This is a genomic window from uncultured Sneathiella sp., assembly GCF_963976355.1.
In the GTDB taxonomy this organism is placed as follows: Bacteria; Pseudomonadota; Alphaproteobacteria; order Sneathiellales; family Sneathiellaceae; genus Sneathiella.
Window position 1 is genome coordinate 416106 of the sequence record NZ_CAXBKA010000002.1, and the last position, 16655, is coordinate 432760.

A 16655-nucleotide genomic window follows, 5' to 3' on the forward strand; every position below is an offset into this window, starting at 1 on the left:
GGATCAGGCTTTCGGTTTCTGACTCAAGGGGAATAGCTTGGTGACATGGCCCATCTTGCGGCCCTCACGGGCCTCGGCCTTGCCATAGAGATGCAGGCTGTTCTCCGCATCCTCCAGAAGGGCGCCCCATGTCTCGACATCATCGCCGATCAGGTTTCTCATCACCGCGTTTGAATGGCGCTCAGGCTGTCCCAGCGGCAGGCCGCAGACGGCGCGGATGATCTGGCGGAACTGGCTGGTGGCGCAACCCTCGATCGTCCAGTGGCCGGAGTTATGCGGGCGCGGGGCCAGCTCGTTGACGAGGATCTGGTTGTCCTTGGTCACGAACATCTCGACCGCGATCATCCCGACAAGGTCGATCTTGGCGGCGATCTTCCCGGCAATCTCGACGGCCTTGTCCACGAGCCGCTTCGGAATGTCGGCGGGCGCCAGCGTGATATCGAGGATATGGTTCTTGTGGCGGTTCTCGACCGGGCAGTAACAGGCAATCTCGCCTTGCGTGCTGCGGGCGACGATCACCGAAATCTCCATCTTGAAATTGACGAACCCTTCAAGGATGGAGGGCGCATCTTTCATTTCCTTCCAGACCTCGTCAAGGTCGCTGCTGCCGGTGATCTTGACCTGGCCCTTGCCGTCATAGCCGAGCCGCCGGGTCTTCAGGATGGCGGGCAGCTTGACCTGCTTGATCGCGAGGACCAGCTCGTCGATGGATTCGACATTGGCAAAGACCGCCGTGCCGATGCCGAGATTGTTGATGAAGCTTTTTTCGAACAATCGGTCCTGCGTGATCTCCAGCACCTTCGCATTGGGGCGCACGGGCACCAGCGTGTTCAGGAATTCCAGCGTGTCGGTCGGGATATTCTCGAATTCCAGCGTCACCACATCGACGCTTTTGGCGAATTTTTCAAGCGCCGCCTTGTCGCCATAGGGCGCAACGGTGGAGCGGTGGCTGACCTGGGCGGCGGGGCTGTCTTCCTCAGGCCCATAGACATGGACGAAATAGCCCATTTCCGCGGCCGCAATGGCCATCATCCGGCCAAGCTGGCCGTCACCGAGAATTCCGATATGTCCGCCGGGCGCGATTACTGTCATTTCCGGATACCTTATTGTGGGTCTGTGGCGACGCTGTCGGTCTGCTGCGCCCGCCAGTCCTCGACGGCCTTGGCGTAGGTTTCGTTATTGAGCGCGAGAATCTGGGCGGCGAGGAGGCCAGCATTGATTGCGCCCGCCTTGCCGATGGCGAGGGTGCCGACGGGAACACCGCCCGGCATCTGCGCGATGGAGAGCAGGCTGTCCATGCCTTTCAGCGCCTTGCTCTCAATGGGCACGCCAAGGACGGGGAGCGGCGTCATCGCGGCGGTCATGCCCGGCAGATGCGCCGCGCCACCGGCGCCGGCGATAATCACCTTCAGCCCGCGCGCCGCCGCATGGGTCGCATATTCATAAAGCCGGTCCGGCGTGCGATGGGCGGAGACGATTTTCGTCTCATAGGGAATGTCCAGCCTGTCCAGTATATCGGCGGCATTCTTCATGGTTTCCCAGTCGGACTGGCTGCCCATGATGATCCCGATTTCAGCGTCCCGTTTGGTCATTCGATGTTCCCTGTTTTGACCCCTGGCGGTTTGAAGCCCGCGATTATAGGCAAGCGGTTCAAAGACGCAAGGGAAGGTTGACCCTGCGTTGCCAGGTGCCGGAAAAGCGCCTTTTATAACGAGAATTCTTTGAATTTTCAGTTAATTTACTCTAAAGTTTGGTAAAATTATTGGGATCAGGGGATCGGGGGATCTATGAAAATCGAGCCAGGCGGACAGAGCAGGCCGACGCGTGCAGCCGGGGACAGCCGGAAATCATCCACAAAGACAAGCGCCAGCTTTACCGCTCCGGCGCGGGACATCAACGACAGCGCCTCCGTCCTTGGCATCCCGGACAACGAACTCACGCCCCGCGTACAGGAGGCGATCACCACCCTGATGACGGAGGTGGAAAACCTGCGTCAGTCAATCAGGGACCTGACCCGGCGGCTCAATGATGCCGAGCTGGTGGCCGATCAGGACCCGTTGCTGCCGATCTATAATCGCCGCGCCTTCGTGCGGGAACTGTCGCGGGTGAAAGCCTCGGTGGAGCGGTACCAGACCGAAGCCAGCCTTGTCTATATCGACCTCAACCAGTTCAAGTCAGTCAATGACAGCCTCGGTCATGAGGCGGGAGATTATGTGCTCTCGCAGGTGGCGATGCGGCTCAAAGAGAGCGTGCGCGACACCGATATCGTCGGGCGCCTCGGCGGCGATGAATTCGGCCTGATCCTCGCGCGGACGAAACCGCAGGACGCCCGGCATCTGATCGACCGCCTGCCCAAGCTGTTTGCCGAAAAGCCGATCATCTGGAAAGGCGCGGCGCTGCCGACCAGCCTCTCGTCCGGCATTGTCCCGATCAGTGCCGGGGAAAACCCGGAGCAGACCTTAAGCGCCGCGGATAGCGCAATGTACAAGGAAAAGCACGGCAGCGAGGACCGCCGCGGCGCGTAAGCGCGGGTTACCTGTTTGGGGACGGCGGAAGTTAAAGATCAGGCGATGATATCGGGCAGCAGGGTATTTCGCGCGCGGTAAATCTGGTCCTTCAGGATAAGTTTGCGTTTTTTCAACCGCTGAAGCTGCAGCGAGTTGTAATTGCCGCTCTCAATCAGGGCATCGATCGCCCGGTCAAGGTCTCCATGTTCGGTTTTCAGCTGTTCCAGTTTCGCCCTGAGCATTTCCTGCTCATCAATTTCCGCCATATGAAAGGCACTCCGACAACTTTTTTCCAATGAAGCGACAGCTATGCTACCCTATAAAGGGTATTGCATCAGGATTATCAGTATTTTACCGCTTTTCCCGGGACAATCCTAGCATAGGTCATATTACTTGAAGAAGGGGCGCTGTGGCAAATGGCGATTTTTTCCTCAGCGGTTTTTCCGCCCAGTCAGCTTTGGGACTATGCCATCCGGCTCTATAGCGACGCGCCCGTCGCCGAGGCCTGCCTCAGATTGCAGGAGCGGCGCAGCCTCGATGTCAATCTCCTGATGTTCTGTATCTGGACGGCGGCGAGCGGGCGGGGCCGTCTCGCGGAGGACGAGCTTGATGCCGGGATCGCAGCCGCCGCGCGCTGGCAGGCCGAGGTGGTGGCGCCGCTGCGTCATGTCCGCCGCTATCTCAAGGGACCGATTGCCCCCGCCGATGCCCGTCTTGGCAACGAGCTCCGGCGCGGCATTGCGGATGGCGAGCTGTTCGCCGAGCATATGGAGCTAATATTCCTCAATGATCTGCTGACGCGACCCGCGACCGGCTCCTTCGGCGCGAGTGAGCGCGGAGAGGCAGCGGCCGATAATCTCGCGGCCTATCTCGGCCGGGTCACCGATTCCCTTGATACCGACGATCTGTCGGACCTGCTGCTGATCTGGCGGCAGGCCTTCCCCGATGCCGAGCCGCGGCTGACCGGCCTGTTCGGCCCCCATATCTAGTCCCCAACAAGAAGAAAAGAAGAAGAGTTCATGAGACAGCGTAAGACATTCCTTTTGATAACAAGCGTTCTGTCCCTGCTGGCGATCCCGGCGAGCAGCCAGTCAGTCGGTCAACAGCAGCCGAAGGAACTGGCTCTTGTCATGCGGGATCAGGCACGATTCTGCGCCATCCATAAGGACAAGAGCTGCGCCCAGGCCTGCGCGACGGCCACCAAGAATGCGGAAGATGCGACCGCCGTGCAGCAATGCAACGCTGAGCATCAGCGGGTGCTTGCCGCCAATCCGCCACCTCCGCCGCGCCCGGAAAAAAGCATGACGCTTGCTCAGCGCATCGCCCTGATGCCGGACAAGGTTGCCTATTGCAAGGCGAAAAAGGCAGTGAAGACCACGATAAAGATAGGCCGCCCGCTCGACGCCTGCATTGGCACTTGCAGTAGTAGTCGGGTGAGTGATCCCAATTATCCAGAACGCCAGCGGGAGGGCATCGTCCTCACATGCGAGAATCTCTATTATGCAATCTTCCAGAAACTCGGCAAATAGGGGAAGGGATCAGGCGCCGCCCTTCAGCCCGGCCCATTCCCTGGCAAGGGTATTCTCCAGCCCCAGCAGGTTGAGCAGATGGCCGGTGAACTGATCGACGATCTCGCCGGTCGTTTCGGGCTTTGTATAGAAGGCAGGGACCGGCGGCGCGATGATCGCGCCCATCTCGGAGAGCTGGGTCAGGGTGCGAAGATGGCCTGTATGAAAGGGCGTTTCCCGCACGGCCAGCAATAACTTACGGCGTTCTTTTAAAGTCACGTCTGCGGCGCGGGTCAGCAGGCTGGACGTGACGCCGGTCGCGATTTCCGACATCGTGCGGATAGAGCAGGGCACGACCGCCATGCCCATGGTCGGATAAGAGCCCGAGGCGATGGCGGCGCCGATATCGGCGGATTTATGGGTATGGGAGGCGAGGGCCCTGACCTCGGAAACGCTTCTGTTCGTTTCCTGCGCGATGGTGATTTCGCCCGCTTTTGAGATGACCAGATGGGTCTCCAGATCGAGCTTCCGGCAGGCCTCGAGCAGGCGGATGCCGAGCACCGCGCCGGAGGCGCCGCTGATCCCGATGACAAGTCGTTGATTTTGCGCCATATTATAATTTTCTTTCAAAAATTATGCCCTTCAGGCATTGAATCATAGTCAGTTTATTCATAATTCTGTAATATAAAGTTGTCTATCGCTGGCCTGCCAGCGTCCTGCCGTTTTTTAACAAAGGAGATACACTATGAGCACAGCAGATCATGTTGCACAGCTGACCGAAAAACACCACCGCATCGAAGAAAAAATCGAAAATGAAATGGCCAGCCCGTCCGCAGATCATGTGCATATCAGTGAACTCAAGCGCGAAAAACTCAGGATAAAGGAAAAGATAACTATGCTCTCGGCGGAGGGTAAAGTCACTCATTAAAGAGGGACTTATCCACCGTATTTAACCTCCCGTCACGGGAGCATCCTGGCGCCGAAATCAGTTTCGGCGCCTTTTTTTATGGTCCGGCTTTGCACTTCGATCCAAGTGGCAAAAGGGAATAAAATTTTTTCCAAAAAAGACGGTGTGAAGGGTATCAAAGGGCGTCCGGTTGCGGTAGGATCACGGCTTGCTCATAACAGTAGAATTTGTCGAATTCCCGCGTAAATTCCTTTTACCGATTCGTCAAGCGTAATAATTTTCAATATTTTTCCACAACCAGTTGACGGCTTGTCAGCCTTTATACAATATGTAGTGGTTAATGTCGTGTTTGAGTAGATATTGAGTTCCGCTAACGACACCAAAAACGGCGTATTCTTGTAATTACCGGAATAGACAACCAGCATACCGGGAAATTATTACAAAAATATGGCAAGTGGTACGAAATATTATTATTGGAATCGAGCCCAATCGATTCCGCAGTATTAGTTGAGATCTGGAAGGGGTAAGAAAAATGCTGGATACAGTTGAGATGCTAACGGATATCGTTCAGGTAAAGGATGGCGCGCGGGTCCATATTGACCATGGTCGCGACAAGTATCTGACGGAATTCGGCATGGCGGTATTGAAAGACCGCTATCTCCTGCCCGAGGAAAGCTTCCAGGATCTGTTCGGCCGGGTGGCCAGCGCCTATGGCGAGGACGACGCCCATGCGCAGCGCATCTATGAGTATATCAGCAAGCTCTGGTTCATGCCTTCGACGCCGGTGCTCAGCAATGGCGGGTCGTCGCGCGGTTTGCCGATTTCCTGCTTCCTCAATGAGTCGAACGACAGCCTGAAGGGAATCGTCAATCTCTGGACGGAAAATGTCTGGCTGGCGTCCAAGGGCGGCGGCATCGGCAGCTACTGGGGCAATCTGCGCTCCATCGGCGAAGGTGTCGGCGCGGTTGGCAAGACCTCCGGCGTGGTGCCCTTCATCCGCGTCATGGACAGCCTCACCCTCGCCATCAGCCAGGGGTCTTTGCGCCGCGGTTCGGCGGCCGTGTACCTGCCCATCTCCCATCCGGAGATCGAGGAATTCATCGAGATTCGCCGCCCGACCGGGGGCGACCCCAACCGCAAGACGCCAAACCTGCATCACGGCATCCTGGTGTCCGACGCCTTCATGCGCGCGGTGGAGGAAGATGCGGAATGGGCGCTGACCAGTCCGCATGATCACGCCGTTGTCCGTACGGTGAGCGCGCGCAGCCTGTGGATCCGTATTCTCACGGCGCGGGTCGAGACCGGCGAGCCCTATATTATCTTCAACGACCGGGTGAACTCCCTGATGCCGGAGCATCACAAGCTCGCCGGGCTGGAAGTGAAAACCTCCAACCTCTGCGCGGAGATCACCCTGCCGACGGGCATCGACCATCTCGGCAAGGAGCGGACGGCGGTCTGCTGCCTGTCCTCGCTGAACTTGGAGAAATATGACGAATGGGAAGGGCAGGACGGCTTTATCGAGGATGTCATGCTGTTTCTCGACAATGTGCTGCAGGATTTCATCGACCGCGCGCCGGACGAGATGGAGCGCGCGAAATACGCCGCCTTCCGCGAGCGCAGCGTCGGCCTTGGCGTCATGGGCTTCCATTCCTTTTTGCAGGCGAAGCGCGTGCCCATGGAATCGGTCATGGCGAAGGTCTGGAACCGCAAGATTTTCACCCATATCCAGAAGGGTGTCGATGCCGCGTCGAAATCCCTCGCGGAATTGCGCGGTGCCTGCCCGGACGCGGCGGATTACGGCTTCAACGAGCGGTTTTCGAACAAGACGGCGATCGCGCCGACGGCTTCCATCTCCATCATCTGCGGTGGGGCGAGCCCGGGGATCGAGCCCGCCGCCGCCAACAGCTACACCCACAAGACGCTCTCGGGCAGCTTCAATGTGCGCAACCCGCATCTGAAGCGGCTGCTCGCGGAGAAGGGACAGGACACGGAGGAAATCTGGAGTTCCATCACCGTCAAGGAAGGCTCGGTGCAGCATCTCGACTTCCTCGACGATCACGAGAAGGATGTGTTCAAGACCGCGTTCGAGCTGGATCAGCGCTGGATCATCGAGCTTGCCGCCGACCGCACGCCGATGATCGACCAGTCGCAGTCCGTCAACATCTTCCTGCCCGCCGATGTGCATAAGCGTGATCTGCACCAGATCCATTTCATGGCCTGGAAGCAGGGCGTGAAGAGCCTTTACTACTGCCGCTCCAAATCCATGCAGCGCGCGGAAGTCGTCGCGATGAAGGAGGAACTGCCCGAGGAACTCCGTGAACTCGCCGCGAGCCTTGCGCCCGCCGTCGCACGCGCGGTCGAGAACGCCGGCGAGACCGTCGATTACGAAGAATGCCTCGCCTGCCAGTAGGGCGGAGAGCGGTGGCGCCTGCCACTGCTCTTTATCCTCTTATTGTACATGCAGCACGGCCATGTTCTTGCCGGTGCATTTCCAGTTATCGACGTCAATCCGGTCGGCCGACTTGACAAGATTGCCGATGGAATAAATTCTGGCATTTCGCCGCTGTGGTGCGGGGTCTTCAGGATCACGTGAGTTCCAAAGCTTGATCGACATGCAATATTTAATGGCATCGGTTGTGCTGTGCTCGGTTACATAAAACACCAGGGTTTCATTCATTTTCAGGTTTCTTTTTTTACCATCGATCGTCACCTGCTTTTTTGGATTGAAGCGGCGGCCATGGTAGAGAGCCTCTATTTTTTCGAATTTGCCTCCGAGTTTCTTATCTATTGTTCCGCCCCAGCCCTTGCCGCTCACCAGACTTTCCTTCTCGACAAGTTTCCACAGCGCTGCGTCGAAATTGTTAAGGGTTCCCTTTTCTTTTTCCAGGTGCTGCAAGAGCTTGTTGCCATTGCCGATGACCTCGTCGCACGCTAGAAGTTGCTGATTTACCTCGGAGAGTGTCCATTCTTCGGCTTCCGCGATAATGCTCAGGCTTTGTTGTTGCGCAAGTGCTTGTTTCTTCAGTTCAGAAAGTTGAGTATTGACATGGTCGTCGTTGGTTTTGACCTTTGTCAGCCTCTTGACGAGACTGGTGATCTCGTCGAGCCGGAAATCTATCCCGCGCAGGACGCCGACGGAAATCAGGATGTCCTCGCTGTCTGGTTGCGGAGCGGGTTGTTCCGCAGTGTCTTTTATCGGCGCCATGGTCATTTTCTTCTTTTTCTTTTTTTTAGGCGATACATAGGTTTTGGTCAGATCAAACTTCCGCTTCTTTGCCTTCCTCTTTCGTACCGGCTTCTGGTCCTGCTCGTCATTTTTCTTTTCTTCGTCGTCTGCAGGTGCGAGAGGCTTCTGCTCTGCGGCAGCGTCCTCAAGAATTTCCTGAAGCAGTGAATCACATTCGCCGGATACCCTCATAAGATCTTGATCTTGCTCGTTATAGGTGCTTTTATTTATACCGTCGCTTTTCAGCTCTTTCTCGCTTGTGAGTTTCTTGGTGCTGTCGTACAGTTCTTCTGCCGTAAGCCCGTTGTTGCGGACAATTTCCAGGCTGGTGGACAGTTCACTTTCATCTTCAACACCCTGCGTCTGCATCAAACCCTTAAAGCATTTGCGGGTCTCCCTGACCTCTTCGCCATCAAAAATATCTGTCCGTATGAGCCGGATGACAGAGGGGAAAAGCATTTCGTTTATCTGTATGGACAGTGTGTCGTCGTATTCTCTTTCGATTTGCGAATTTAACTCGTCAAGCCCAATGTTGCCCTTCTTCTCCAAATACTGGGTGAGGAGTTTGCCGCCGCACTCTATTTTCCTTTCCGGTGAATGCATGGTCTCAATACTATATTTTTCGTCATAAAATTTTTTGATTCTGGAAAGAATGTCATAATTTTCTCCAATCAGTTGCGCGAGTTTTTGCTCTTGTTGCTTTGGCAAAATAACAACAATTCCCATAATATTTGCGATATCCAGGCAGGCTTTCTTGTATTGCTCGTCGTTGACGGTTTTCCCCGTTTTAAGAAAGGTTTCTTTGAAACATGGCGTGATTTTGTATAGCATTGATTTTTGTCGAACTTTTAACTCTTGTTGTAATTGCTCGGGCACGCCTGGCTTATTGAAAAATGACCGCCAGATTTCGTTCTTTTCATTGATGTCTTTCACAAATGCAATTTCAGCGGAAACTTGCATGCATGCCATTTTGACGAAGATATCGAGATACCTCGTCGGACACGAAAAACAGATGTCATTTATATATTCTGCGACTGAACTGGCGAAGGCCTCTGTGTAGAAGTATTTCTTACAGTATGCCCTGATAAATCTCTCCAGCGGATCCTTTTTCTTTTGCGGAATTGTTTTGTAATAGGCGTAAAGCTGTGCCGCAAATTCAAGGCTCTCCTCCGGATAGTAATCGGCTATCAGGTTCATTGCGGGTGTGATGACATCATTATGTAGCGTCAGATTGTTGTTTTTGAGTTTCCCTTCATAGTCTGAATTTCTTATGCTGTAATTTGTGATGATTTCGGCTACTTTATTTTTGTTCTGTTCACTTAATTCTTTGTTGTAGGGAATTATACCTGTCCTTGGGCCAATTACTTTAATTGTATAGATATTTTCTTGTTCTTTTTTAGGCTTCATAAGCGCAAACATATCATATTCCTTGAATAATAAAATATGAATACAGACGCATATTTTGTGTAATTGTGATTTATTATTAGTTTATTGTATTTATATTTTTAAATGGCGTTTTTTATATTAAAATGATCGAAATCTTCAGCCCCGCGCAGCGGCGCTTACCAATTCAAATGCGCCATAGAAGCGTTGATTGACGACCGCACCTGCCATATGATGGCGGGGCAAATACGCGATGAAATCCAATCTGAAAGAATAGATATCCGCCATGTCCCTGCTCGATGCCAAGCCCGTCTACAAGCCCTTTTCCTACCCCTGGTGCTATGATGCCTGGCTGAAACAGCAGCAGATTCACTGGCTGCCGGAGGAGGTGCCGCTCGCCGATGACGTGAAGGACTGGCACAACACCCTCTCGGAGTCGGAGCGGCATCTGCTGACGCAGATTTTCCGCTTCTTCACCCAGTCGGATATCGAGGTGAACAACTGCTACATGCGCCATTACAGCCGGGTGTTCAAGCCGACCGAGGTGCAGATGATGCTCGCCGCCTTCTCGAACATGGAGACGGTGCATATCGCCGCCTATTCGCATCTCTTGGATACCATCGGCATGCCCGAGACGGAATATTCCGCCTTCCTCCATTACAAGGAGATGAAGGACAAATACGACTATATGCAGCAGTTCAATGTCGACAACAAATCGGAGGTGGCGAAGACCCTCGCCGTCTTCGGCGCCTTCACCGAGGGGCTACAGCTGTTCGCCAGTTTCGCCATCCTGCTCAACTTCCCGCGCACCGGCAAGATGAAGGGGATGGGGCAGATCGTCACCTGGTCCGTCCGCGACGAGAGCCTGCATTGCAACTCCATCATCAAGCTGTTCAAGACCTTCATTTCGGAAAACCCGGAGATCTGGACGAAGGAATTCTGTCAGGAGCTTTATGCGACCTGCCGCGAGATCGTCACCCATGAGGACGCCTTTATCGACCTCGCCTTCGGCGCCGGCGATATCGAGGGGCTGACGGCGGACGAGATCAAGGCCTATATCCGCTATATCGCCGACCGCCGCCTGGTGCAGCTCGGCCTCGATGAAATCTACCATATCGAGAAAAACCCGCTCCCCTGGCTCGACGCCATCCTCAACGCCGTCGAGCACACCAACTTCTTCGAAAACCGCGCCACCGAATACTCAAAGGCGGCAACGAAGGGGACGTGGGAAGAGGCGTTTGCTTGAGGGGGTTATTTGGGAAATAAGACCAATATTACAGGAGCAGTGATTACTGTTGTATTGCCAAGTATCTTTGGGTTTATGGAGAAACCTACGGAAATGGGCATTTCCCTTGTTGCATGCGCTATTGCCTTGTCGTTCCTAAACCTCGATAAAATTCAAAGATTTAAGGGTGCTGGTTTTGAAGCCGAAATGAAGAAAGCTGTCGACGAAGCAAACGCGACTGTCAAACAATTGCGAACAGTTGCATTGACATCGGTAGAGGCAGCTTTAACAACTCTGATGTCTAGCAGTTTTTTGGGCGGAACAAATTTGGAAACTAAAATCAAGATTCAGGATCAACTGATTAATAGCTTGAAAGAAATAGGAATTTCGGATGCTGATATAAATAAAACTAGTGAAAGATGGCATCGTGGAGTAGGTATGATTTTTTTTCGAGGCATAAAAAAATGCCTACGTGAAGACAAGAAAAGCTATGCTTCAGAATCTGAACATAGGGTTGTTTTAGATGATGTTAAAGAGAAACTAAATCCTGATCGTTCTTGGAACGTTCCTTCATCAGCAGAAATTCGGGCTTTTATAGAACTTAAAGCGCATATGACACCAGAAATTGAAGAGCTTCTAAAGGACTACGAACACTACGAAAAAACGAAGACATTTCGACGTCAAAATGTATTTGTTAATCTCTGAGACTTCCAAAAGAATTTATTAAAGGTACCGATAACCTGATAACTCTCGACCAAGTAATGTAATATTCCACTTTGTTCCATTTTTTTGGGCAATATGGTGTAGATGATTGAGGCCAGAATTTGCCAATTCTTGCGCTGTATTTGGTCCTAGTGCAATTAAAACATCTGTCTCAGTGTTCGGCAACTCATGCTCAATGTAAGGTATGAATACATTGCCTTTATTAGAAATGCGTAGCTTCCTTTCGTTCCACCCCACCGAAGTAACGAGCCTTACTTCATCTTCCGTGTGGAATTCAGAGGATTTGTGGCGTACTGAAAGATTATGCAGCTGTCCGAAAAAACGGCCTTTTTTAAGGATTTGGTTAGAAGCTTCTTGCGGACTAAGTTTCGGATCGCCTTTTTCAACTAGATCCTCAACTAATTGCTTCAAGAAATCATATGTCTCTTTTTGCTGAACTTCTTTAGTGTACTCCATATCTACTAGGCGTGTATTGGGGACGGTACGCAAATATTCTCGCTTGAATCCAATGCAATATCCTCCTTCTGGAGGACCATATGTTCGATACATAGTTAAACTATCATATCTATTCACAAATGAGGTGACGTAAGCATGTTTCCGAGCACCTAGGAAACTTTCTATTGCTTCTGCGATCGCATCGGTCATTTCGAAATCTGGCGATTTCCTCTTTCTTCTCAGAAATTGGCGAATGTAATTTCTCGAGACATTTCCTTCTCTCTTGTCATTCAAGAAGTTGATGTCGGTCGCCCATATTGTCCGGTTGGATATTATGCTTAGTAGTGCATGAGCATCTGTGTAGTGATATACGTGATCGCTTAAATCCATGGAAATGTTATCCAAATACAACGTTGAAATTATGAAGTGCAATTGTAGCCAAAAGTCTAGTGTATGTATGCTCTCAATCAATCTAAAATAGTTCCAATAAATATATATAGGCTTAAACCTCCCCCGCCGTTTATGATGCGCGAGTGTGCGGGCAGGAGGAGGTGGGGATGAGGCTCTGGAAGAAGGTGAGTATCGGCGTGAGTTCCGGGGTGCTGCTGCTGGTCCTTGGCGTCGTTGTCGTCGGCTATTACTTAAGCGCCCATATCGCCGGGGAGCGGCTCGCGCGCGTCCAGGCCTCGCCGCATTATCATGAGGGCGGCTTCGTCAATCCGGAACGCCAGGCCCCTTACGAACTGACATGGGACTATCTGCGGGAGCAGTTCTTCGGCGAGCAGCAGCGCGTGCCGCCGGCGCCGCTGCCGGTGATGATGCTGCCGACCGACTATCTGAACGGGCCCGCGCCCGAGGCGTTGCGCGCAACCTGGCTCGGCCATTCCAGCGTCCTGATCGAGATGGCGGGGCTGCGGCTGCTGACCGATCCGGTGCTTTCCGGGCGGGCGTCGCCGGTGCAGTTCGCCGGGCCGGAGCGCTTCCATCCGTCGCCGCTGCCGCTTGCGGCGCTGAAAAATATCGACGCGGTGGTGATCTCCCACAATCATTACGATCATATGGATGAGGCGACGGTGCGCCATCTGGCGGCGCAGGGCACGGTGTTCTTCCTCCCCCTCGGCGCGGGCGCGCATCTGGAGGCATGGGAGGTGCCCGCAGCTCAGATTATCGAGCTTGACTGGTGGGAGACGCGGCCCTTCGGCGAACTTGCCCTCGTCGCGACGCCAACGCGGCATTATTCGGGGCGCGGGCTGTTCGACTACAAGGCGACCTTCTGGTCCTCCTGGTCGATCCTCGGGCCCGACGCGCGCGTGTTCTTTAGCGGCGATAGCGGCTATTCGAAGCTGTTCGCGGAGGTGGGAGATCGGTTCGGCCCCTTTGATCTCAACCTGATCAAGATCGGCTCCTACGGGCCCGGCCAGTCGTGGGAGGATATCCATATGACACCGGAGGATGCGGTTGAGGTCGCGCGCGATCTTGGCGGCGGGCCGATGCTGCCGGTGCATTGGGCGACCTTCAACCTCGGCATTCATGCCTGGGATGAACCGATCCATCGCACGATCAAGGCGGCGGCGGAAAAGGACGTCGAGCTCATCACCCCGCATCTTGGCGAAACCGTCGAGATGACCGCCCCGTTCCAGAGCACCCGCTGGTGGGAGGCGGTCGGTAAATAGCGGGGCAGGCCGCGGGCGTCAGGGCCGGGGCGGGGTCTCCACTTCTTTCATGTCCCCGTCGGCCACCGCGAAAGGCTCTCCGCCTGCCGTCAGCACGGCGCGGTCCTTCATATTCCTGAAATCAAACATGGCGTTCAGCACCACGTCATCGCGGCCCTGATATTCCGTCGGGCGATAGATACAGATGCCCATCTCGTCATCCAGCCTTTGGTAGCTGTAAGTCGCCTCCCCGACAAGAACGCCGTTCGCCGTGACATAGCAGCTGGTCTCGGTCTCGTAGGTGACCGTATGGGTCGTGAGGTCGGTGAAATCGCCTTTGAGGGAATGATGCACCCCCGTCCATTCAAGGCTTTTACCGACGAGGGAATGCGGGGCGATGGCCATCGGTTTCCTCCTTTCAGCTGTGCTCGGCGAGAAAATTCTGCACGTTGCGCTCCAGCAGGGGCCAGGCGGGATCGTTTTCCGGCACCAGATGGTTCGGGCTGTCATAGCTCACAAAGCGGGCGTTGGGCAGGGCGGCGGCAAGGCGCTGCCCCTCCTTCAGCGGCTGCATCCTGTCATGGCGGCAATGGGCGACGAGGCAGGGCGCGCGCACCTCGCCGAGCAGTTCCATGATGTCCATATTGTCGAGGACTTCTCGGTAGCGCCCGAGATTCTCCGGCGAGATCATCTCGCGCATATCCTCGGCGAAGCGGCGGCGGTCTTCCTCGCTCGCGCCGGGCACGATGGTCTGCGCGAGCAGGTCACGGAGCGACGGGTAGTCATCGTCCCAGCCCGCCCGCATCATCGCGCGAAAGGCTTCGGCGAGCCTCGCGTCATGCTCATTGCCGCGTTTCGCCCGGCCCTTGGCATAGCCGCCGATCATGACGATGGCGGAAACCCGTTCCGGCTGACGGGCGGCGAAGGCGGCGGCGATGGCGGCCCCTTGCGAGAAGGAGATGATAGGCGCACGGTCGATCCCGGCGGCATCGAAGACGGCTTCCAGATCATCGACGAAGCGGTCAGCGGAGATTTCCGCCACCTCCCAGTCCGAGAGGCCGTTGCCACGCGCATCGAAGCGGATGAGGCTGTATCTATTCGCAATCGATGTGGTCATCGGCGCGAAACCGGGGCTGCGCCAGTCGAGCTGCAGATGGCTGATCCAGTTGGGGGCCTTGACGATGGGCGGACCGTCGCCATTCGTCGTCCAGGCGAGGCGGACCTTGTCCTTCGTGGTGCAAAACTTGATCTCCTGCGCCTCGGAAATGCGGCGGCGTTTCTCCTGGGTGCCGAGATCGGACAGATCGACCGACAGCACCTCGATCGGCTGCTCGATCCCCTTGTAGCTATGCATCCCCTCCCGGCGGAGGCGGGCGGTGATATAGCTGCCCGCAAGGTCGCGGACAATGCGCGAGATAAGAATGCCGCCCGGTTCCGCCGCCGCCTGAAGGCGTGCCGCGATATTCACCGCATCGCCAAAGACATCCTCCGCCTCGACGACCACATCGCCGACATGGATCCCGGCGCGGAGGCGGATCGGTTCGGCGTGAGAGAAGGGCAGGTCCGGGGAGCGGAGCGCCCTCTGGATGGCGACGGCACAGTCGAGCGCCTCGATCGCCGCGGAAAACTCGATCAGCGCCCCGTCGCCGAGCAGCTTGACCACCCGGCCGTTATGCGCGGTGACGGCGGGGGTGACGATCTTGCGAAAGACGATGTTGAGCGTTTTCAGCAGGCCGGGCGAATCCGATTGCATCATCCGGCTGAAGCCGACGACATCGAGAGAGAGTATCGCCGCAAGGCGTTGTTGACGCATCGTATTTGTCCGGCCTGTCTCTGTGAATGACAATAAAGGACCTAGCATTTTTTCGGGAGCCTGCCTAGCAGCCACCGTAGAAAGCTGCTTGCCGGTGGTTATTTGTCGGTAATCCGTCTAGGCTTGGGGCGTGGAGAATAGCGCGCACGAGGTGGATATGGACAAGAAAGAATACAAGAGAGAGCTCAAGTCCCTGCAGATCGAGCTGGTCAAGCTGCAGCGGCATATCATTGCCAGCAACCTGCAGGTGCTGATCCTGTTTGAAGGCCGGGACGCGGCGGGCAAGGACGGCGTGATCAAGCGGATCACGCAGCATCTCTCCCCGCGGGAAACGCGGGTTGTCGCGCTCGGCAAGCCGTCAAACCGGGAGCAGGCGAGCTGGTATTTCCAGCGCTATAACACCCATCTGCCGGCCGAGGGGGAAATGGCGCTCTTCAATCGCAGCTGGTACAACCGCGCCGGCGTCGAACGGGTGATGGGCTTTTGTACCGATGCGGAATATGAGAATTTCATGACCACGGTCCCGTCGTTCGAACAGCTTCTCATCGCAAACGGAATCCAGCTTCACAAATATTACCTCGATATCAGCAAGGACGAACAGGCGGCGCGGCTGGAGGACCGGCGTGTTGATCCGCTCAAAACCTGGAAGATCAGCCCCATTGATGCCGTTGCACTGGAGCATTGGGACGATTACAGCGCCGCGCGCAACGACATGCTGAGGCGAACGCATACGGCGGTCAGCCCCTGGCATATCGTGCGGACGGACAATAAGAAAGAGGCACGGCTGAATGTCATTCGCCATTTGATGGCCCATGTTGACTGCCCGGAAAAAGACCTGAGCCATACCCACCCGAACCCGGAGATTGTCTTCGAGTTTGACAAGAAACTTCTTACGGACGGGACGATGGCATCCTAATCCGGAAGGCGTGTGCCCGCCGGAAAAGGTCCGGGTTTATTTGGTGCCTTTGCGCGCGATATTCAGCGTTACCTTCCCGGCGTTGGAATCGTTGGTCGCCAGAACCTTGGCCTTTACCTGTTTCGGTTTCTTGATTTCCTTGTTTCCGCGCTTGTTGTTACCTTTGGACATCTGATTTCCCTTTCAAGAGAAGTTGGTCGCTATATACACGGATAAAATCCTGCCGACGTCGGGCGCTTGCTGTCGCGTCCTGTGCGGCGCTTCGTTGCCTCAATCCGGGCGGGGCAATGAATTCGGGTGAGATGATGGTCGCGGGCCCTGAACTCAGGGCAGGTCCCTCCGCTCAAGGCGGCGGTTCGC

Annotated in this window: 19 protein-coding genes; 9 read left to right on the forward strand and 10 right to left on the reverse strand. The window is 55.1% G+C overall.

The window, feature by feature from the left end:
* Window positions 1-3 precede the first annotated feature (3 nt).
* Both AAC599_RS05720 and purE read right to left on the reverse strand, forming a co-directional pair.
* Window positions 4-1092, reverse strand: coding sequence for a 5-(carboxyamino)imidazole ribonucleotide synthase (locus tag AAC599_RS05720; protein ID WP_340149444.1), 1089 nt, complete (start codon window positions 1090-1092; stop codon window positions 4-6).
* Window positions 1093-1103: 11 nt separating this feature from the next.
* Window positions 1104-1592: a 5-(carboxyamino)imidazole ribonucleotide mutase gene (gene purE, locus AAC599_RS05725; protein ID WP_340149445.1), complete on the reverse strand. Its 489-nt coding sequence runs from the start codon at window positions 1590-1592 to the stop codon at window positions 1104-1106.
* Between the two features lie 195 nt (window positions 1593-1787).
* Here purE and AAC599_RS05730 point away from each other — a divergent pair, with 195 nt between their 5' ends.
* On the forward strand, window positions 1788-2525 hold the full coding sequence (locus tag AAC599_RS05730) for a GGDEF domain-containing protein (RefSeq protein WP_340149446.1): 738 nt from the start codon (window positions 1788-1790) through the stop codon (window positions 2523-2525).
* 38 nt (window positions 2526-2563) lie between these two features.
* On the opposite strand, the gene AAC599_RS05735 is transcribed toward AAC599_RS05730, so the two are convergent.
* Window positions 2564-2773 carry a DUF465 domain-containing protein gene (locus AAC599_RS05735; protein ID WP_340149447.1) on the reverse strand — a complete coding sequence of 70 codons (210 nt, stop codon included), beginning with the start codon at window positions 2771-2773 and terminating at the stop codon, window positions 2564-2566.
* A 150-nt stretch (window positions 2774-2923) separates the two neighbouring features.
* Between AAC599_RS05735 and AAC599_RS05740 the strand changes: the two genes are divergently transcribed.
* On the forward strand, window positions 2924-3496 hold the full coding sequence (locus AAC599_RS05740) for a TIGR02444 family protein (RefSeq protein ID WP_340149448.1): 573 nt from the start codon (window positions 2924-2926) through the stop codon (window positions 3494-3496).
* Window positions 3497-3526: 30 nt separating this feature from the next.
* Window positions 3527-4036 carry a hypothetical protein gene (locus AAC599_RS05745; protein ID WP_340149449.1) on the forward strand — a complete coding sequence of 170 codons (510 nt, stop codon included), beginning with the start codon at window positions 3527-3529 and terminating at the stop codon, window positions 4034-4036.
* Between the two features lie 9 nt (window positions 4037-4045).
* On the opposite strand, the gene AAC599_RS05750 is transcribed toward AAC599_RS05745, so the two are convergent.
* Window positions 4046-4627, reverse strand: coding sequence for a UbiX family flavin prenyltransferase (locus tag AAC599_RS05750; protein WP_340149450.1), 582 nt, complete (start codon window positions 4625-4627; stop codon window positions 4046-4048).
* A 133-nt stretch (window positions 4628-4760) separates the two neighbouring features.
* On the opposite strand from AAC599_RS05750, the gene AAC599_RS05755 reads away from it, so the two are divergent.
* Together AAC599_RS05755 and AAC599_RS05760 are read left to right on the forward strand one after the other, a co-directional pair.
* A complete protein-coding gene (locus AAC599_RS05755; protein WP_293961392.1) occupies window positions 4761-4943 on the forward strand; it encodes a DUF465 domain-containing protein in 183 nt (60 codons plus the stop codon).
* A gap of 511 nt (window positions 4944-5454) precedes the next feature.
* Window positions 5455-7332: a ribonucleoside-diphosphate reductase subunit alpha gene (locus AAC599_RS05760; protein ID WP_340149451.1), complete on the forward strand. Its 1878-nt coding sequence runs from the start codon at window positions 5455-5457 to the stop codon at window positions 7330-7332.
* 39 nt (window positions 7333-7371) lie between these two features.
* Here AAC599_RS05760 and AAC599_RS05765 read toward each other — a convergent pair whose 3' ends face one another.
* Together AAC599_RS05765 and AAC599_RS05770 are read right to left on the reverse strand one after the other, a co-directional pair.
* Window positions 7372-9567 (reverse strand): hypothetical protein, encoded by a 2196-nt coding sequence (locus tag AAC599_RS05765; protein ID WP_340149452.1) that lies wholly within the window; start codon window positions 9565-9567, stop codon window positions 7372-7374.
* 123 nt (window positions 9568-9690) lie between these two features.
* Window positions 9691-9819: a hypothetical protein gene (locus AAC599_RS05770; protein ID WP_340149453.1), complete on the reverse strand. Its 129-nt coding sequence runs from the start codon at window positions 9817-9819 to the stop codon at window positions 9691-9693.
* Between AAC599_RS05770 and AAC599_RS05775 the strand changes: the two genes are divergently transcribed.
* Window positions 9818-10777 carry a ribonucleotide-diphosphate reductase subunit beta gene (locus AAC599_RS05775; RefSeq protein ID WP_340149454.1) on the forward strand — a complete coding sequence of 320 codons (960 nt, stop codon included), beginning with the start codon at window positions 9818-9820 and terminating at the stop codon, window positions 10775-10777. The genes AAC599_RS05770 and AAC599_RS05775 overlap by 2 nt on opposite strands.
* 9 nt (window positions 10778-10786) lie before the next feature.
* Window positions 10787-11461 (forward strand): hypothetical protein, encoded by a 675-nt coding sequence (locus AAC599_RS05780; protein WP_340149455.1) that lies wholly within the window; start codon window positions 10787-10789, stop codon window positions 11459-11461.
* An 18-nt stretch (window positions 11462-11479) separates the two neighbouring features.
* Here the strand turns inward: AAC599_RS05780 and AAC599_RS05785 are convergent, their stop codons facing one another.
* The gene (locus AAC599_RS05785) at window positions 11480-12124 is read right to left on the reverse strand and encodes a DUF2971 domain-containing protein (protein WP_340149456.1); all 645 of its coding nucleotides are present in this window, start codon (window positions 12122-12124) and stop codon (window positions 11480-11482) included.
* A 347-nt stretch (window positions 12125-12471) separates the two neighbouring features.
* Between AAC599_RS05785 and AAC599_RS05790 the strand changes: the two genes are divergently transcribed.
* A complete protein-coding gene (locus AAC599_RS05790; RefSeq protein WP_340149457.1) occupies window positions 12472-13587 on the forward strand; it encodes an MBL fold metallo-hydrolase in 1116 nt (371 codons plus the stop codon).
* Between the two features lie 18 nt (window positions 13588-13605).
* Here AAC599_RS05790 and AAC599_RS05795 read toward each other — a convergent pair whose 3' ends face one another.
* Window positions 13606-13971, reverse strand: coding sequence for a hypothetical protein (locus tag AAC599_RS05795; protein ID WP_340149458.1), 366 nt, complete (start codon window positions 13969-13971; stop codon window positions 13606-13608).
* Window positions 13972-13984: 13 nt separating this feature from the next.
* Entirely contained in the window at window positions 13985-15379 is a 1395-nt protein-coding gene (locus tag AAC599_RS05800) for an alpha/beta fold hydrolase (RefSeq protein WP_340149459.1), read from the reverse strand.
* Between the two features lie 157 nt (window positions 15380-15536).
* Here AAC599_RS05800 and ppk2 point away from each other — a divergent pair, with 157 nt between their 5' ends.
* The gene (gene ppk2 / locus AAC599_RS05805) at window positions 15537-16295 is read left to right on the forward strand and encodes a polyphosphate kinase 2 (protein ID WP_340149460.1); all 759 of its coding nucleotides are present in this window, start codon (window positions 15537-15539) and stop codon (window positions 16293-16295) included.
* A gap of 36 nt (window positions 16296-16331) precedes the next feature.
* Here ppk2 and AAC599_RS05810 read toward each other — a convergent pair whose 3' ends face one another.
* Complete coding sequence (locus AAC599_RS05810; protein ID WP_340149461.1) at window positions 16332-16466, reverse strand: hypothetical protein; 135 nt, start codon at window positions 16464-16466, stop codon at window positions 16332-16334.
* Window positions 16467-16655: the final 189 nt, after the last annotated feature.

Excerpts from the sequence above, each read along its gene's own strand:
- AAC599_RS05720 (WP_340149444.1), bottom strand. The coding sequence starts at position 1,092 with ATGACAGTAATCGCGCCCGGCGGACATATCGGAATTCTCGGTGACGGC.
- purE (WP_340149445.1), bottom strand. The coding sequence starts at position 1,592 with ATGACCAAACGGGACGCTGAAATCGGGATCATCATGGGCAGCCAGTCC.
- AAC599_RS05730 (WP_340149446.1), top strand. The coding sequence starts at position 1,788 with ATGAAAATCGAGCCAGGCGGACAGAGCAGGCCGACGCGTGCAGCCGGG.
- AAC599_RS05735 (WP_340149447.1), bottom strand. The coding sequence starts at position 2,773 with ATGGCGGAAATTGATGAGCAGGAAATGCTCAGGGCGAAACTGGAACAG.
- AAC599_RS05740 (WP_340149448.1), top strand. The coding sequence starts at position 2,924 with ATGGCGATTTTTTCCTCAGCGGTTTTTCCGCCCAGTCAGCTTTGGGAC.
- AAC599_RS05745 (WP_340149449.1), top strand. The coding sequence starts at position 3,527 with ATGAGACAGCGTAAGACATTCCTTTTGATAACAAGCGTTCTGTCCCTG.
- AAC599_RS05750 (WP_340149450.1), bottom strand. The coding sequence starts at position 4,627 with ATGGCGCAAAATCAACGACTTGTCATCGGGATCAGCGGCGCCTCCGGC.
- AAC599_RS05755 (WP_293961392.1), top strand. The coding sequence starts at position 4,761 with ATGAGCACAGCAGATCATGTTGCACAGCTGACCGAAAAACACCACCGC.
- AAC599_RS05760 (WP_340149451.1), top strand. The coding sequence starts at position 5,455 with ATGCTGGATACAGTTGAGATGCTAACGGATATCGTTCAGGTAAAGGAT.
- AAC599_RS05765 (WP_340149452.1), bottom strand. The coding sequence starts at position 9,567 with ATGTTTGCGCTTATGAAGCCTAAAAAAGAACAAGAAAATATCTATACA.
- AAC599_RS05775 (WP_340149454.1), top strand. The coding sequence starts at position 9,818 with ATGTCCCTGCTCGATGCCAAGCCCGTCTACAAGCCCTTTTCCTACCCC.
- AAC599_RS05770 (WP_340149453.1), bottom strand. The coding sequence starts at position 9,819 with ATGGCGGATATCTATTCTTTCAGATTGGATTTCATCGCGTATTTGCCC.
- AAC599_RS05785 (WP_340149456.1), bottom strand. The coding sequence starts at position 12,124 with ATGACCGATGCGATCGCAGAAGCAATAGAAAGTTTCCTAGGTGCTCGG.
- AAC599_RS05790 (WP_340149457.1), top strand. The coding sequence starts at position 12,472 with ATGAGGCTCTGGAAGAAGGTGAGTATCGGCGTGAGTTCCGGGGTGCTG.
- AAC599_RS05795 (WP_340149458.1), bottom strand. The coding sequence starts at position 13,971 with ATGGCCATCGCCCCGCATTCCCTCGTCGGTAAAAGCCTTGAATGGACG.
- AAC599_RS05800 (WP_340149459.1), bottom strand. The coding sequence starts at position 15,379 with ATGCGTCAACAACGCCTTGCGGCGATACTCTCTCTCGATGTCGTCGGC.
- ppk2 (WP_340149460.1), top strand. The coding sequence starts at position 15,537 with ATGGACAAGAAAGAATACAAGAGAGAGCTCAAGTCCCTGCAGATCGAG.
- AAC599_RS05810 (WP_340149461.1), bottom strand. The coding sequence starts at position 16,466 with ATGTCCAAAGGTAACAACAAGCGCGGAAACAAGGAAATCAAGAAACCG.